Consider the following 15,899-nt stretch of genomic DNA (forward strand, 5'->3'; position numbering starts at 1 on the left):
GCAAGGGTGCCGCGTGACGCGCAGGGCGGAGAGCCGCCTGTGAGATTGCAGCAATGCGTGCGCAGCATGTTGCGAAAGCAGCGATCGGCTTGCCGATCTTCAAATCTGACAGAGCTTTCAACCTGATCAAGTCCGCTTTCGCATTGGGAAGTATCCCAGTTTCTCAATCCGGCGAAATTTTCCGATATCCGGGATCATAAATATACTTGGCGACTTGAACCAAAGGCCCGCCCCAATATACTCGCGCGCTCCTTCGCCTGATGACGGACAATATGGGAGCCTGTTGATGGTATCATTCGCCTTGACGATCATTCGGTTTTTACGGGCGTTGCGACGCGCGTGGCGGGATGCGCTGTTTCGGTCCAGTTTCTATCTTTTGTTGCTGATACTTTTTTCTGGTACGATGTTTTTCGTTACGGTTGAGGGCTTGCGTTGGGTGGATGCATTTTATCTGAGTGTCGTGACACTTACGACATTAGGGTATGGCGACCTTCATCCCGTAACAGATGTGGGCAAGATTTTCACTGTGATCTACCTATTCACAGGGATGGGCGTGGTCATAACTGTCGTCACCCGTCTTGCCCGGGCAATGTTCAACGAACCGCCCTCTAAACATGACGACCCATGAGGAGTCTGCGCCTGCAATCCTGCGTGTCGCCGCGGCTTGCGGAAAATTGCCCGCCATATACATCTCTCTCTTGGTACACTTGCAAATAAAATGCTGATACAACCTCGTTGTGGCATAGATATAGAGGGCTGCTTTATGAAGCTTCATGTTGGGATTTTTCCATTACTTGTCTGCTTTCCTGCGCTTGCACTCGGAGATACCGATCACCAACGCCCGGGTGCGCATGGTCTTGTCTTGCCTGCAACCTTCATCGGCACGTTGCCATGTGCGGACTGTCCCGGCATCGACTATCATCTCGATATCTGGAGTGAGGGACAGGGCTATGCCTTGCGACGCACATATCTTGAGCGCGGTGATGTCATAGATGAACTGGGGCGCTGGTATGTCGATCCCGCGCGAAATGCGCTGGTTCTGGAGGGGACTGACACTGCTCGGTCAGAGTGGCAGATCACCCCCAATCAGGAAATCCGCCTGCTGGACCAAGAGGGCCAGACGATAGACTCTGACTTGCCCTATACCCTTGTTGCAACGCCGCTTTCACCTACAGAGCTGCGCCTGCCTGTAACAGGATTGATGACGTATTTCGCAGATGCGGCCCTTTTCACCGAATGCCTGTCTGGCCAGCGTTTCCCCATTGCGATGGAGGCAGAGTATCTCGCGCTGGAGCGTGCTTATCTGGATGCAGGAATAGCCCCTGCCGCGCCGTTGATCGCCCGTATTGATGCTGAAATTTCAATGCGCCCCCAGATGGAGGGGGCTGATCGGATGACCGTCACAGTCGAGGCGTTTCACCATGTTACCCCGAACGCCGGCTGCCCTGACAACCGCATGGCGGCAGAGTTTACGAATACATTTTGGGGCCTGATCCATCTGCATGGCGTGGCACAGGACCATACAGATGGGCGTCAGGAACCGTATTTGCTGATATCAGATGACGGGGCGCGCTTTAGCGGAACCATGGGATGTAACCGTTTCATGGGCCAGCTGAAAAACGAGGACGACAGTGTGGAGTTTGGTCCCGTGGCCAGCACGATGATGGCCTGCCCCGCTGAACTTGCACAGAGAGAAGCGATATTTGCCGAAACACTTGAGGCCGCGCGCAGGGTTGATCTGATGGATCATCGCTTGCGGCTGCTGGATGATGCGGGCAGCGAGCTTGCGCGCTTCCGCGCGTTGTATACCCGCAAGTAAGCCCGCTGTTGCGTCCCTTATTGCTGCGCTGCGTGGCTTGCAGCCAGCGCGTCTATGCGTGCATCGGTCCAGTCAGGCAGCTCCAGCAGCATGGCCCAGGCACGGGCATAGCTGGTAAAGTCATAGCTATGCCCAAACCCGTCGGGCGGTTTGATGGCTGTCATTATGTCCACCCCAAGCTGTAGAACAGTTACGATTGGCAGCCAGTGAAAGCCGGGGGACACATCAGGCCCGCGGGGGCCGGCCATCCAGCGCGGGCGGCGCCATGTTGCGCGCGGGTCGAAGAACACCACCGCATCGCTGGCATGTTGCAGATAGAGAATGCGAAACCGCCCCCAAGGGGCCGCAATATCCGAGGTCAGTCCTGTCTGGTTCATAAACCGCACCGCACTGCCGTCGCGGTAGCTGGGCAGCCATGCAGGAGAGCCGGGATTGCGGTTGCGGGTGACTTCCAGCCATGTCGGGCTGCTGAAAGGCGGCCCAACCCAGAGCGCGCCATGGAACGGATCACCCACTACCTGATGCAGGTCATGGCTCTGGTCGGAATTCAGCGATCCAAGGCTTAGTCCGTTCAGATACAGCGCAGGGCGCGCGTCGCTGGGCAAGTCGCGCCAGTGATCATAGACCACCGAGAAGACAGCGCGCGCTGTTTCCACCCCGTATTCGGGGTTGGTCAGAAGCGCGATCCAGCTTGCCAGATATGAATATTGCACTGAAACCGTCGCCACATCCCCGCCCAGCAGATATTCCAGCGCTTGCTGTCCGGCAGGGTCCACCCAGCCGGTACCTGTCGGGGTTGCAATGACCAGTGTGTTGCGCGAAAATGCGTCCATGCGCAGCAGTTCTTGCAATGCCAGACGTGCTCGCGCCTCGGGGTCGGGGGCAGAGTTCAGGCCCACATATACACGCAAGGGTTCCAGTGCCTCTGCGCCAGTCAGGGCCGCGATCTGTGCTTGATCGGGGCTTGCAGCGACCATCGCGCGGCCCATGCGGCCAAGGCTGTCCCACTCCACCAGCGAGCCTGCCGCCCCTGTCTTGCGTGGGTCTTGCGGGCGGGGACTGGCGTCCTCAAAGCGGCCATCAAGACCAGCATAGATGCGGTCTGCCGTGTTCAGCGCGCCCCGTACAATCACCCCGTTGCCAATATTCCAGAAGATGATCGCGGTCAGAAGGATTGACACCAAAAGCGCTTGAGGGCCGGGCAGAATACGGGCGAATTTATTGGCCAGCCGCGCAACCAGCCATTTGGCCAGACGTACCAGCCACAGCAGTACCAGAAACACGGCCACAGCCCCGCCCGCAATGGAGAAGGGTCGCGCGGTTTCAACAGGGGGCATTGCCAGCAGCAGGCGCAAACCGTTCTGCCAGTCGGATGCCTGCCAGAGTGTGGCAGCCGCCGCCATCAGACAGGCGGCACCGATTACACCTTTTACCCGCTGTCGCAAATCAGGGCGAAGCGTGGGCAGTTGCAGTCGATACCAGACCGACACAAGCACAAGCCCCACCCCGTAGCCTGCCGCAAGGCTGATCCCGCTTAGTATGGCTTGAACCGCTGTATCGCGCGGCACAAGGCTTGGGGTCAGGGATGCCACGAAAAACAGCGTCGCAAAAGGTAGCGCGGGCATTACGGGGCGTGGCAATACTGCGCCAAGGTATTTTTGCATGGGCGCCCTCGCGGCTTGGGGAATGACAGGCAGGGCATTGGCCCCTGTGGTGGCCCGTTTGGACCGGGCCTCAATCCGCGGGCTGGAATGTAAACGCGTTTGCTGCTTCAAACAGCCCCGATACTTCGCCGGAAAGCACACGTTCCATATCCAAGCCAAGATCCAGTTTGCGGATTTCAGCCCCCTCTGACAGGTCCAACGCCTCCAGATCGACCCAAAACACACTGGGAGAGATCACAGATTCCACATAATAGCGCTTGTCTCTATGGTCTGCGACCACGCGCCAGCGGGTTGTGGACAGGTTGGGCTGATCTGCCACCGAAATGCCCCAAGGGACCGAGGTTTGCCGGATCACACTGAAAACCGACGCGGCGGCAATGCGTGCATCCGCACTTTGAACGACAGAATTGATGTAGAAATTCGCGCGCACAAACCTGTCCGATGCGCGCACGGTCCCGGGCAGGAATTCGCGCGGGTTTACCCCGTTCCAATAGTCCAGCACGGCAAGCTGGCGCTCGAAAGTGGGTTCGTTCGTCATAATCTGATAGCTGCGGTCATGCCAGATGACCATTTCACCATCGACAAATTCGATGATGGCACTGTCCCCTGTCGCATCCGAAATCGACACATGAACTGTCGCTTCGCGTCCCGGCGGGCCAACCGGCACCTCACCGCCCGCAACCTGCACAGGATTTTCACGCAGATCATCCACCGCCTCGGCCACTGTGGCGAAACGGTCCAGCAGATATTGCGGAAACACCGACAGGGATATGCGCGGCGTTTCACCGTCATCTTGCGGATAACTTGCTTCAACCTCCCACAGAAGGTTTACGACAAGCCCAGCTTCATTCATGCCATCGGCGGTTGAAATATCATAGCCGGTCGTGACGAGGCTGCCCAGCACCGCCACCCATTCTGCCGAGCGCGCGCCTGCCGCCCCATCGCGCGCGATCCCGCGCGGCATGGCCCACAGATTGCTGACCATGGGCAGTTTCCAGTCCATGCTGCGCCCAGTCAGAACCCGATCCTCGGGTCCAAGATAGACCGCGCGGGTGCAGGCCGATGCGCTATCGGCAGCAAACAAAGCTGCGGCGCATAATAGCGAAAGCGCGTATTTGGAAACAAACTGCATAGCGCACCCCCAGCGTTATACTATAACATACTAAATCATGAATGGGCTTTTCGCAATCATCAGAAGCGCAAGCTTGCCCCAATGATCGGCCCGCTCATCCGCATGTCGAACGTGGTTCCGCCGCTGCGATAATCGACATGCAAATGGCGGTAGCCCACAGACAGAAACGCATTTTCGCGCAACTGGTAATTCACGGTGCCCAGCAATTGCGCTGTCAGCTTGGAGCCGACACCGAAGCCGCCCACATCTGCATAAAGCAAGCCGGACCAGCCGGGCGCGATCTGGAAATTGGCACGGGCTGCGATGATCGGGTCGGTGAAGTTGACACGGCGGGATGCATCGCCAAGCGGTGTCTCGACCGCCCCACGAACGCGCCAATGCCGCACACCACCCAGAATATCAAAAGTCGCATTCGGGGTCTGTGCAACACGGTAACCTGCCAGCGCCGTAACAGAAGTCTGGCGCAGCTTTCCGGTTGCCGGAAGACCAAGGACAGGCACCGTGCCGCTGCGTGACGAAGACGAGCTGCTGACATCACCCATGAAAACAAGGTTGCCGTGCCGCGCATAGGCAGAGATGAAAAACGCAGCATCCAGATCCTTGATAAGATCTGAAAAGGATTTGCTGATAGAGACTGCCGGCGCACCTGTGAAAGGCGTGATATCCCCGCCTATGCCTGTCGCCCAAGCATAGGGCGTGATCTGGTAGACTGTGTCAGCGCCGCTTTGCGCCTGAACCGTGCCTGCCAAGGTTGTCAGGCCGAAAGCTGCGGCGATGAGAGTTTTGAACTTTTGCATCTTCATCTTGTGTCCAGTCCTGCTTTCAGAGTGTGTCCTTGACGATCCGGCCGTCTTTCATAATCAAATTGATCCGCCCCTGCGGATCATCCAGCCAGTCCAGACCGGCAGACGGGTCGGCATCGACCACCAGCACATCCGCCAAAGCCCCTTCCGCGATAACCCCCAGCGCCCCGTCATAAGGGGCGCGCGCCCCTGACATGGCCAGCAACTGCCCTGCGGCACCTGTGGCTTTGTTCAGCGCTTCCAGCGGCGACATGAAGCGCGCGAATTTGGCAAGTTGCCGCCCCTGACTGGATGTGCCTGCCGGATTGAACAGAATGTCGGTACCAAAGGCCAGCGGCACATTATGCGTTTTTGCCAGTTCAAACGCGCGCACGGTTCCTTCGGCCACTTCCAGTTGTTTTGCCTGCTGGACGGGGTCGGATTTCGGGTTTGCATCTTCATCGGCAAGGAAAGGCTGCAGCGACCACCACACCCCTTCGCCCGCCATGATCCGCACGGTTTCATCATCGGCCAATTGACCATGCTCGATGGATTTCACCCCCGCCGAAACAGCGCGCCGGATGCCGCCGGGTGTATAGACATGGGCACAGACATAGGTGCCCCAGTCTTCCGCAGCCTCTACCGCTGCGCGCATTTCGCGCTCGGTATACTGGGTTGTATCCAACGGGTCATAGAGCGACGAGACGCCACCACCCGCCATGATCTTGATCTGGCTTGCGCCTTTCATCAATTGCTCTCGCGCGGCGCGCAGAACCATATCGGCCCCATCCGCGATCAGCGCAACGCCCTGACGCTCGATATTGCTAGGCGGCGTATCAGGGAAGCGCGGTAATTCCGAACGCAGGCGAAAATCTCCATGCCCCGAAGTTTGAGAGATCATTGCCCCTGACGGGAATATCCGAGGCCCCGCCACCGCGCCGCGATCAATCGCCATTTGCAAGCCAAAGGCCGGGCCGCCCACATCGCGCACTGTGGTAAAGCCACGTTGCAGCGTAGCGCCCGCTTCGCGTCCTGCCATCAGGTGAATGAAGCCCACGTCCTGCGTCATCGCAGCCAGTTGCGATACGGCGACAAGGGTAGAATGCCAATGTGCATCTATCAGCCCCGGAATGACAGAGCGCCCGCCGCAATCGATGATTTCGGCATCTTCCGGAACCTCGTCTTGGGACGGCAGACCCGCAATCCGGTTGCCCACGATCAGAATATTGCGGCCTTCCTGCATGGATAGGGTAGTGCCGTCGAAAAAGCGAAGATTGGTCAGAAGTTTTGGCCGCGCCGGCGTCTGGGCGCGCAACTCGTTCGGGGCGAGGCCGAAGCCTGCGAACATGCCCAGCACAGCACCCATGCCACCAATCATCTGACGGCGTGAAATATCAGCCTCGATCCGCGCATATGCCGCAAGCGTTTGCGGGGCACCACAAAGGCAGGGGTCTATCCCTGCGGCCAATGCTGTTTCAGGGTCAGAGCAAACCACACACATGGGCAACGCCTTTCCATTAATTTGCCGTAGCTTCGCGAATATCAACTAGAGCAATGTTGCACTTTGAACCACAAAACGATGCGAATTTTCATATTTTTTTAGTTGCCCCGACAATACGATTTGACGCAAGCATTTTCTGGAGCATCGCTATTTGAAATCTATCCACCGATAGAGCCTTATATCCGGAAGCTTGTAGTGGGCCGTGCTGCGATTAGGGGATGCCTAAAAAATAGGCTTCTGCGAGAAGTTTTCGATGAGTTTGTCTACGATACTATGTGAAATTCCGTTTCGTCCCCCGAGAGCAGGCCTTCCAGTTTGGATCGCTGGGGCGAGTCTAAGTGACCGAAATGAGTATGCTGCATTGTAGCACTCGAGAAGGGGGCCGACCGTTCGCAAAGGGCCGAGCGCGATTACGCTGCGGCGCCTTTTTCTTGCAGTCGGCCCAGTGCTTTTGCCGCGATTTCGATCGAACGGACCCGCGCCGCGTGATCGTGAATCATCCCCGTCACCATCAGTTCGTCGGGTTGATACTTCGCAATGAGATGGGCAAGTTCGTCTTCCACCGTTCGGAGCGACCCGGTGGCGGAGCAGGAAAGCGCCTGTTCTACCTGTGCCAGCACCGGCGCTGGGATTTCCAGATCGGCTTCGTGAACAGGTCGGGGCAGTTTGCCGGGGTTGCCCGTTCTCAGCCGCGCAAAAGCGAGAAGCTGCGAAGAGCGCAGATAACGGGCCTCCTCATCCGTATCCGCAGCGCAAACTCCCGCCGCAATCATTACATGCGGCTTCGACAGCTGGGTCGAGGGGCGAAACGTGCTGCGATAGATTGCAAGCGCTTGTTCCAGCATGGCGGGGGCGAAATGCGATGCGAATGCGTAAGGCAGTCCCAGATAGGCCGCCAGTTGCGCGCCATAAAGGCTCGACCCAAGTACCCAGACAGGGACATGGGTGCCTTCGCCCGGAATGGCGCGGACGGACATCTGGTCCGACGCCGTGTCGAAATAGGCGATAAGTTCCTGCACATCCTGGGGAAAGCTGTCTTCTGGTGCTAAGTGGCGACGCAGCGCCCGTACGGTCGCCATATCGCCACCCGGTGCGCGACCGATCCCAAGATCGATCCTGTCGGGGAAAAGCGTCGCAAGAGTTCCGAACTGTTCCGCGATGACAAGCGGCGCGTGGTTCGGCAGCATGATGCCACCGGCACCAACGCGTATGCTCTTGGTCGCCGCGGCCACATGACCGATGACGACCGCCGTCGCCGCGCTGGCGATGCCGGGCATGCTGTGGTGCTCGGCCAGCCAGTAGCGGTGATAGCCCAAACGCTCTGCCGCACTTGCCAGATCGACAGTGTGGGCAAGCGCTTGGGCTGCGGTTTCCCCTTCGGCAATTGGCGAAAGATCGAGAAGTGAGAAGTGCTGCATGATCGTCTCCTTTGCTCTCAGCTAACCATCAGGACAGTGCAAGCCAAGGCTGCCCATGGTGTTTTCTTCGGTGCGAACCGGAGCTTGCAGCGGCGAGCAGTCGAGCCATCAGCAGAAGTCAGCTTCGTCCGCACTGGCGACCTTTGCCCTTCAGAAATGCTGCATGATGCACGAACTTCAGGTATACGAACGCTGCACCGCGGCGCTTGGCCATGAAGCCAATGGCCGCTTGGGGCCGACCCTACTCGGTCAGGTCATCCAGACTAACCGAAAGCGCGCCAGCCAAGGCGCGCAGAGTTGCAACGGAGCCCCGCTTTCGGCCTGTCTCGATCTCGGCCACAGTAACGCGGTTCACGCCCGCTTTTTCGGCAAGGGCAGCTTGCGTTATCCCGCGCAGGTCCCGGTAGACGCGCAGAGCGTTTTCGCCGTTCAGCAGGCGGTTCGCGTATTCCGCCGGGATCAGTTCATCCTCGCCCGCCGCAAGTGCGGCCTTGGCGCGGTCATAGGTCTGCAGGTCGGCCAGATCTTCAGCCGCGGCCCGAAGGCGATCATATTCTTCACGTGGGATTGTCACCATTTCGTTCATGTCATACCCCTTCAGTCATAGATGCCGCCACGGGAGCCGATTTCCAACACGGCCAAGACGTTGCCCTGATCGTCCATGATCACCCGCCAATCACCGACCCGAAGCCTGATCCCCTCTCGGCCTTTCAGGGATTTCACGTTGTTTGCCTGCGAGGCCGGGTCTGTCGCATATGCCTCGATCTTGGTGCGGATCAGCTTGGCCGTGTTCGCGGGCATTCGCCGCAAGACCCTGATCGCGGCTTTCGTATAGCTGATCTGCCTCATGGTGTAGCTCTAGGCGACACGCGGCGCGAAGTCAAGCAAATTGTCTCTCTTAGCGACATTCCTGGCCGGCCTGAACCGGCCAGGCACAGCTTATAGGTCGATCCCTTCCGACAAAGACAGCGCATCATCCAGATCAACGCCCAGATAACGCACAGTGCTGTCCATCTTCGTGTGGCCAAGCAGCAGTTGGACTGCGCGCAAGTTGCCGGTCTTCTTGTAAATCTGGGCAACCTTGGTGCGGCGCATTGAATGTGTGCCGTAAGCGCTTGGTTCTAGCCCGATCGAGAGCACCCAGTCGCGCATGATCCGGGCATACTGCCACGTGGACAGGTGCGGGCTCGCATGGAGACGGCTGGGCCAGAGGTATTCGCAACCGGTCATTTCAGGATCGTTGATCCATTGCTCCAGCGACAGGCGCGTCGTGTCTGTTATCTCGAAGCGCACAGGCTTGCGCGTCTTGCTTTGCGTGACCGAAGCGCGTTCTTTAACACGGCCCGCCGCATAAACGTCGTTCACCTTCAGACAAACCAGATCGCAGCCTCGGAGTTTGCTGTCGACCGCCATGTTGAACAACGCGAGATCGCGCTTGTTGTCGGCCATTTCCAACCGGGCGCGGATGGACCAGACATGCTTGGGAAGAAGTGGCCGCTTCTGGCCGATGATGCGGCCTTTGTTCCAAGGGGCACGCGTGGGGCGAAGGGCGGGTAAGGTGTCAAAGGTCATGGCTTCTCTCCTGATCCGCCGAACCCGCCACGTCCTCGGCCCTGCCGACGGAAAAACATAGCATGGGTCACTGTCTTTGGTGCTCATCAATCGCATCGGGCGTAAAGCGGCCGCCGAAGGATATTGTTGCGATCATGTGCATTTGGACATCGCAGTCATCCGATATTCATACCCGATCTTAGGAACTTGCACATAAACGGATAGGCTTTCCTCAACAGCAGCGCTGAAACCCCAACGTGTCGCAGGCGCAATCGAGCGTGACGGCGCGTTCATCGACATTGAGCAGATCATGCAGCAAGGGGTGATTGCGTGCCTCTTGGGTGAAGTCGAATATCTGCGCTTCGCTGCGCGCACCGGGTGTGCCGGGCGGGGTCAGGCTGCCCAGGATGCCCTTTCCCTGCCGGTCCATGACTGCGATCCGGTGCGACAGGCGCGCGGCCTCGTGCAAGTCATGGGTGATGAACAGCCCGCCAAAGCCGCGCGCCTTGGCCAGTGACAGGACCAGATCCTGCATCCGGCGGCGCAAAGCGGGGTCAAGGGCGGCGAAAGGTTCGTCAAAAATCAGGAATTCGGGTTCCACGACCAGCGCGCGGGCGATGGCCACGCGGGCGCGCATCCCACCCGAGAGTTGCGCAGGCAGTTTGTCCAGATCATCGGGCAGAAGCGCCACGGCTTGCGCGGCTGCATGGGTGCGTTCGGTGATCTGGGCGCGGGACAGTTTACCAAGGGTCAGCGGATAGGCAATGTTATCGCGTGCGCTGGCCCAGGGCAGCAGGCGCGATTGCTGAAACACCATGCCATGGCGCTGATACTGGCGCAGGATACGGCCTTGATCAGGCTTCAGTATGCCGCCAGCAATCGCCGCCAGCGTGCTTTTGCCGCAGCCAGACGGGCCGACCAGCGCCACCAGTTCGCCCGGACGGATCACCAGCGAAACCGTGTCCAGCACGCGCCGCGCGCTGAAGCTGTGGCTGATCGTGGCCAGTGTCAGCCCGCTCATGCCGCGCCCCGTTTCCATTGCCCCAGCCGCGTCTGAAACGGGCGGATCACCAGATGCTCGATGATGACCAGCCCTGCGACCGCCAAGGCGACATTCGCCAGAGCCAGGTCAATATCCATATGCGCCCGCGCCCGCGCCATCTGCGCGCCAAGCCCGGCAACATTTGTCACCAGTTCCGCCATGATCGCCACTTTGAACCCCAGCGCCAGTGCGATCCCGAAAACAGGGCCAAGGCTGGACAGGATTTGCCGCAAGGCGATGGTGCGGAAACGCGCCCAGCGGGACGCGCCGAAACTCGCCGCCATATTCTCCAGCCTCCGGTCGCGGGTCAGCGCCGCGTCAACCCTGCCGATATAGAGGATCGGGCCGATCACGATGGCGATGGTGAAGAGGATCGATCTATGCGAGGGGCCGAACCAGATCATTGTCAGAATCACCCATGCCGTGGCAGGCATGTCCAGCAGGATCGTGGCCACTGGGGCCAAGGTCGCGCGGATCAGCCACAGATAGCCTGCCACCAGCCCAAGCACACCGCCAACCAGCCCCGACAGGCCAAGCGCCAGCCTGACCCGACCGAAGGTGGCCCCCAGCGCCGCCCAGCCGCTGGCACTTGACAGCGTGGCCCAGAGCGCGCGAAGGGTCTGCAATGGTGAGGGCAGGATGAACGCCCCGTAATGCCAATGCGCGGCCTGCCATGCGGCGAGAAACAACGCGATCCCCAAGGCCGGCGGGCCGAAGCGCAAGGCCACGCGTGCAGCCCATGGGCAGCATCTCGGCCCATTCCGCCTGCCGCGCTGTCAGGCTTGCGTCAGACGGCATAAAGCCCGTCATCCGGCAACGCGCCCCCGATGATGCCCGCATCAGCCGCAATCAGAACCTGATATAGCGCCTCGACCTCTGGCCGCGCGACATGGGCGGCAAGGACATTGATATTGGCGAAGGGAATGGCCTGCGCCAACATCGGCGCTGCGCGCTCCACGAAGGGGGCCGCGTTCTCGGCGGCTTGTGCGGGATTGGCGTTCAGATCTTCAGCGGCCTCTGCCAGTGCGGTGGTCAGGGCAGAGACCAGCCACGGGTGCTGGCTGGCAAAATCGGCACGCATGGCCAGCGCGGCTTGCGGCAGTGACGGGCGCAGACCGGTGATCGCGCCCAACTCATCGCGCATCTGCACGCCGCGATGCAGGTCTTGTCCATCCGCGCGCCCCCGCATCAGCGCCGCTGTGGCCCCCGGCTCCGCCAGAAGCGCCACATCCGCGCGGCCTGACAACATTACTTGCGCGGCCTCCATCTGCGTCGTGGCCGGGATCAGCGTCAGCGCGTCCAGACCCACGCCGTGATGCGCCAGCGCCAGCCGCATCATATGGCCAGTGAAATCGTTGAAGGCGGGCACAACCACGGTTTTGCCGCGCAGATCGGGAATAGTACAATCTTCCATCCCGCGCGCGACTAGCCCACAATGCCCGTCGGTCAGCGTGGCCACCAGCTTGATCGCGAAGCCGCGATTATAAAGGCTTGCCGCCGCCTGCGTCGGAACCACACTGACAGGCACGTTACCCGACACCAGCCCCGCACGCATCTCGTCCCCTGTAGTCCAGATCGACAGATGGACCTCATCCGCGATCGGGTTGAACAGGCTCAAGGCACGCGCATGTGCCAGCAGAATGGCGGGGCCAGAGCCGGGCGTTTGCAGCACCAGACGCGGCAGGCGAGGTGCATCTGCCCGCAAGATTGCCGGTGTCGCCAGCAGTGCCGCTCCCGCAAGAAGCGCCTTTCGGCGTGTGAACTCGAATGATGCCATTACAAATTCCTCTGCGTTGCTGAGGATGCATTGCACCGCCATAAGCCCCTTCATCCATGACACAGATCAAACCTTCCAGCGTGGGAAGGTTGAAAGCATTCAACTGTGCGCATCTGTCGCGGAGCGGGTGCGACCCGCTGCCGCAGAGCCGACAGAAAAGCCGCGCAGACGCGTTGAAAGGCCATCACATCACAAAGGAAAACCAGATGAAAACGACCCTGATCACCGCAAGCGCCCTCGCCCTGATGCTTGCGACCGGCGCAATTGCTCAAGGCAATGGAGGCCAGGGCAATGGCCAGCGCGGCGCAAGTTTTATCGCGTCATGGGATATGTCGCAAACCGGCACTGTCTCGCTCGAAGATATGCAGACGCGCCGGGGGGATCTGTTCGACATGTTCGATCACGATGGCAACGGCTATCTGGAGGCAGATGAGATCACGCAGATGGCTGAGACCGTCACGGCCCAAGGCGAATTGCGGCTGGAACGCCAGGCCGAGAACCGCGCAGAACGGCAAGGCGAGGGGCGTCGGGGACAGGGCCAGAATGCCAACCCGACCGGTGCTATCATCCATGCCGCCAAGTCGGTCGAATTCAACGATGCGAACGGGGATGGCCGCATCTCGCGCGCCGAGTTTCTGAGCGCGACCGAGCGCCTGTTTGCCACCCTTGACCGAAATGGCGACGGCCGCATCGACCTGAGTGATTTTTGATACAGTCACCCGCCGCAGGTAAGACCGCGGCGGGTCGATCATGACCTTCTCACGAGTAGCAGGGCGCCGAAAGGTACCAGAGCAGTGCTTGCTTCTTGAGCGGCCGCTTTGGGGACACTAGCCTGACAGGCTGGCCGTCCGCTCAGGGCCGGGCACGTTGCCGCACCTGCGACGGGGGCTTTCATGCTGCGGCCAGCATGAATGTCGCTGGGGGCATTTCTGACATGTGCAAGCGGAACTGCTACCCTGTCGCACAAGGTCATTGAAGGTCCCTTCTCACCAGTCGCTGCGCACCCCGCACCATCTGTTTCAACTGCTGCATGGTTTTGGCGATTTCTGAACCGCTCGTGATTTCCCAACATTTCGGGATACAGGTATTTCGGTCGGACGGGCACGGCTCTTTCAGTGTTGGCCACAGCACATCTTGTATTTCCGACCCGACCCGCAGGCGCACGGATCGTTGCGGCCTTGTTTCTTCGGCGCAGCGTAAGGGCTGCCCGGCAGGTTTGCCGCAGCCGTTTGGCTGAGTTCGGGGCGCGACTGCGTCAGGATGGCGGCTACGCAATTCGGGATCAGGTCGGGGGCCTCACGGTCGATTTCTTCAATTTTGTCCTCGGTGAACTTACTTTGCCCGAGATTGATGTCCTGCAGTGCCATCAGGAAAATTATACTGGCCCGGGTTTCTTCATCTGCGCGATCGAGAAGCGCCTCCCATGCGTCCGGTCGCAGCCGCATTGCGCGGGTGAACCCGTCCACCCACGGCTCCCACAGGGTTTCGTCACTATTCGGGTCGACTTCATAGATCGGCTCACACCACAGGGATCGGGTCATGGCCCCGGCCACGGAATTGTAATGTTCCATAACGGCCCCGATAGTTTTTTCGGCTGTCTTTTGGTCAGGAAACTGCGCATCGCCAGTTTCGCCCCAGACATGGGGCGGCCACTCGGAAGGCGGGATCATCTCGGGGCAGGCGAGGAGTCCGGTGATGTACCCGTCAAGTTCGCTCAGCGCCATGGGCATGGTGTCGAAGGGCAGGGCGTGAAGCAGGGCGTCGAGACGATCCAGCCGTTTGTTTTCCTTATTCATGACAGGCCCTCCTGCGAACGCGCTCTGATGCGCGGGGCGTCGATGCGTGAGATATTAGGCCGTGGTAAGGTTTGGGCTTTCGCGGGTCAAGGGCGGGGAATATCCGGCTTGAAGAAAGCTGGGCCAACCACATCTGGAGTGTTGACCCTGTTTTGCCTCATGCGCGTAACTGATTTTGCGGCGTGGAGCAGTATCGTATCATTCTTGTGAAGTAGTGTCTAAATCCTGTCCCCGCAACCATCGTCACTTGCCCAAAACGCCCACCGCCACGGTGGGCGTTGGCATTTGTGCCCACCCCCCCGTCACACAACGACAAAATCGCGCCAAGCTCCCCGCGGAGCTTGTCTTATGCAAAACCCGGCTCCTGAGGCAAAAAGGAGCCGCTGCCCAGCACCGCAAACTGCGGGGCAGCGGCGGGGTTGGCGTCGTGCGGAGCTTGGTCTTTTGGGACCGTGGTCGAGTTTGACGAACCCCCGTCTTTTCTCAAGGCCTGAACGGATACGTGGGCTACGGGCCCGAACGACAAGCAAAGGTAAATAGAAAAGATGGCAAAAGATACCATGGGAATCGACGTGTCGAAAGACCGTCTTGACGCATTTTGGCACTCACAAGAAGAAGCGCGCAGTGTCGCCAACACCGCAGAAGGTTTCGAGCAGCTCTGCGCCTGGATTGGTCAGAAAGACGACGTATTGATAGTCTTCGAAGCAACTGGAGCCTATCATCGTGGACTTGAGCGACACCTCAGTCTGGCGGGCCATCCTTATATCAAGGTAAATCCCAAGCAGGCACGCAGGTTTGCGCAAGCGATCGGACGGCTGGCAAAAACAGATAGTGTCGATGCAAAGATGTTGGCGCGTATGGGTGTTGTTCTAGATCTGATCCCACAGCAAATCGAAAGCGAAGATGTTCATGATCTCAGAGAGTTACTGACAGCACGGCGCGCGCTGGTTAAGGATCAGATCACGGCAAAAACGCGCCTTTCTACAGCAGTGAACCCACTTATCCGTGAGCAACTAAGTCGCCGGATTGGCGATATTTCCGCTGACGTTAAAGCGTTGGATGAGGCGATTGCACAAATCGCCAAGCAGCGAGGAACCCTTGAGGAACGGATCTGCCGGCTGACGACAATTCCAGGCATAGGCAGATTGACCGCAACAACACTCCTAATCGACATGCCGGAATTGGGGCAACTTGATAGCAAAAAGATCGCTGCGCTCGCCGGACTGGCACCGATGACACAGCAGTCTGGTAAATGGCAGGGCAAGGAGAGGATTACTGGTGGAAGGGCATCCCTGCGGCGTGCCATCTACATGCCAGCGCTGGTCGCAATTCGCTTCAATCGCGACCTGCATGATAAGTATCAGCAGATGGTCAAAGCGGGTAAGGCCAAAAAGGTCGCTATCACTGCCATCATGCG

Annotated in this window: 16 protein-coding genes; 4 read left to right on the forward strand and 12 right to left on the reverse strand. The window is 59.3% G+C overall.

The window, feature by feature from the left end:
* Positions 1-286: 286 nt before the first annotated feature.
* A complete protein-coding gene (locus BG455_RS12105; protein WP_071470269.1) occupies positions 287-628 on the forward strand; it encodes a potassium channel family protein in 342 nt (113 codons plus the stop codon).
* A 135-nt stretch (positions 629-763) separates the two neighbouring features.
* On the forward strand, positions 764-1,819 hold the full coding sequence (locus BG455_RS12110) for an META domain-containing protein (protein ID WP_071470270.1): 1,056 nt from the start codon (positions 764-766) through the stop codon (positions 1,817-1,819).
* Between the two features lie 17 nt (positions 1,820-1,836).
* Here the strand turns inward: BG455_RS12110 and BG455_RS12115 are convergent, their stop codons facing one another.
* The 11 genes from BG455_RS12115 to BG455_RS12165 all read right to left on the reverse strand — a co-directional run bounded on the left by BG455_RS12115 (position 1,837) and on the right by BG455_RS12165 (position 12,686).
* Entirely contained in the window at positions 1,837-3,444 is a 1,608-nt protein-coding gene (locus BG455_RS12115) for an alpha/beta hydrolase (protein WP_071470271.1), read from the reverse strand.
* Between the two features lie 109 nt (positions 3,445-3,553).
* Complete coding sequence (locus BG455_RS12120) at positions 3,554-4,615, reverse strand: linear amide C-N hydrolase (RefSeq protein ID WP_071470272.1); 1,062 nt, start codon at positions 4,613-4,615, stop codon at positions 3,554-3,556.
* A 59-nt stretch (positions 4,616-4,674) separates the two neighbouring features.
* Positions 4,675-5,418 (reverse strand): porin family protein, encoded by a 744-nt coding sequence (locus BG455_RS12125; protein ID WP_245735543.1) that lies wholly within the window; start codon positions 5,416-5,418, stop codon positions 4,675-4,677.
* A 19-nt stretch (positions 5,419-5,437) separates the two neighbouring features.
* Positions 5,438-6,898, reverse strand: a complete 1,461-nt coding sequence (locus tag BG455_RS12130; protein ID WP_071470273.1) for a metal-dependent hydrolase family protein — start codon at positions 6,896-6,898, stop codon at positions 5,438-5,440.
* A 410-nt stretch (positions 6,899-7,308) separates the two neighbouring features.
* Entirely contained in the window at positions 7,309-8,316 is a 1,008-nt protein-coding gene (locus BG455_RS12135) for an LLM class flavin-dependent oxidoreductase (protein WP_071470274.1), read from the reverse strand.
* Positions 8,317-8,557: 241 nt separating this feature from the next.
* Positions 8,558-8,902: a helix-turn-helix transcriptional regulator gene (locus BG455_RS12140; protein ID WP_071470275.1), complete on the reverse strand. Its 345-nt coding sequence runs from the start codon at positions 8,900-8,902 to the stop codon at positions 8,558-8,560.
* 11 nt (positions 8,903-8,913) lie between these two features.
* On the reverse strand, positions 8,914-9,165 hold the full coding sequence (locus tag BG455_RS12145; RefSeq protein WP_071470276.1) for a type II toxin-antitoxin system RelE family toxin: 252 nt from the start codon (positions 9,163-9,165) through the stop codon (positions 8,914-8,916).
* A gap of 90 nt (positions 9,166-9,255) precedes the next feature.
* Entirely contained in the window at positions 9,256-9,888 is a 633-nt protein-coding gene (locus tag BG455_RS12150) for a tyrosine-type recombinase/integrase (protein WP_071470277.1), read from the reverse strand.
* 211 nt (positions 9,889-10,099) lie between these two features.
* Positions 10,100-10,888 carry an ABC transporter ATP-binding protein gene (locus BG455_RS12155; protein ID WP_071470282.1) on the reverse strand — a complete coding sequence of 263 codons (789 nt, stop codon included), beginning with the start codon at positions 10,886-10,888 and terminating at the stop codon, positions 10,100-10,102.
* Positions 10,885-11,637 (reverse strand): ABC transporter permease, encoded by a 753-nt coding sequence (locus BG455_RS12160; protein ID WP_071470278.1) that lies wholly within the window; start codon positions 11,635-11,637, stop codon positions 10,885-10,887. Before BG455_RS12160 ends, BG455_RS12155 begins: the two co-directional genes overlap by 4 nt.
* A gap of 59 nt (positions 11,638-11,696) precedes the next feature.
* Complete coding sequence (locus tag BG455_RS12165) at positions 11,697-12,686, reverse strand: ABC transporter substrate-binding protein (RefSeq protein ID WP_071470283.1); 990 nt, start codon at positions 12,684-12,686, stop codon at positions 11,697-11,699.
* Positions 12,687-12,892: 206 nt separating this feature from the next.
* On the opposite strand from BG455_RS12165, the gene BG455_RS12170 reads away from it, so the two are divergent.
* Positions 12,893-13,396, forward strand: a complete 504-nt coding sequence (locus BG455_RS12170) for an EF-hand domain-containing protein (RefSeq protein ID WP_071470284.1) — start codon at positions 12,893-12,895, stop codon at positions 13,394-13,396.
* 402 nt (positions 13,397-13,798) lie between these two features.
* Here the strand turns inward: BG455_RS12170 and BG455_RS12175 are convergent, their stop codons facing one another.
* Positions 13,799-14,482: a UPF0149 family protein gene (locus BG455_RS12175; RefSeq protein ID WP_071470279.1), complete on the reverse strand. Its 684-nt coding sequence runs from the start codon at positions 14,480-14,482 to the stop codon at positions 13,799-13,801.
* Between the two features lie 545 nt (positions 14,483-15,027).
* On the opposite strand from BG455_RS12175, the gene BG455_RS12185 reads away from it, so the two are divergent.
* The coding region (locus BG455_RS12185) for an IS110 family RNA-guided transposase (protein ID WP_211307110.1) at positions 15,028-15,899 on the forward strand (872 nt) is incomplete at its 3' end.

It is taken from the genome of Roseinatronobacter thiooxidans, from assembly GCF_001870675.1.
Lineage (GTDB): Bacteria > Pseudomonadota > Alphaproteobacteria > Rhodobacterales > Rhodobacteraceae > Roseinatronobacter > Roseinatronobacter thiooxidans.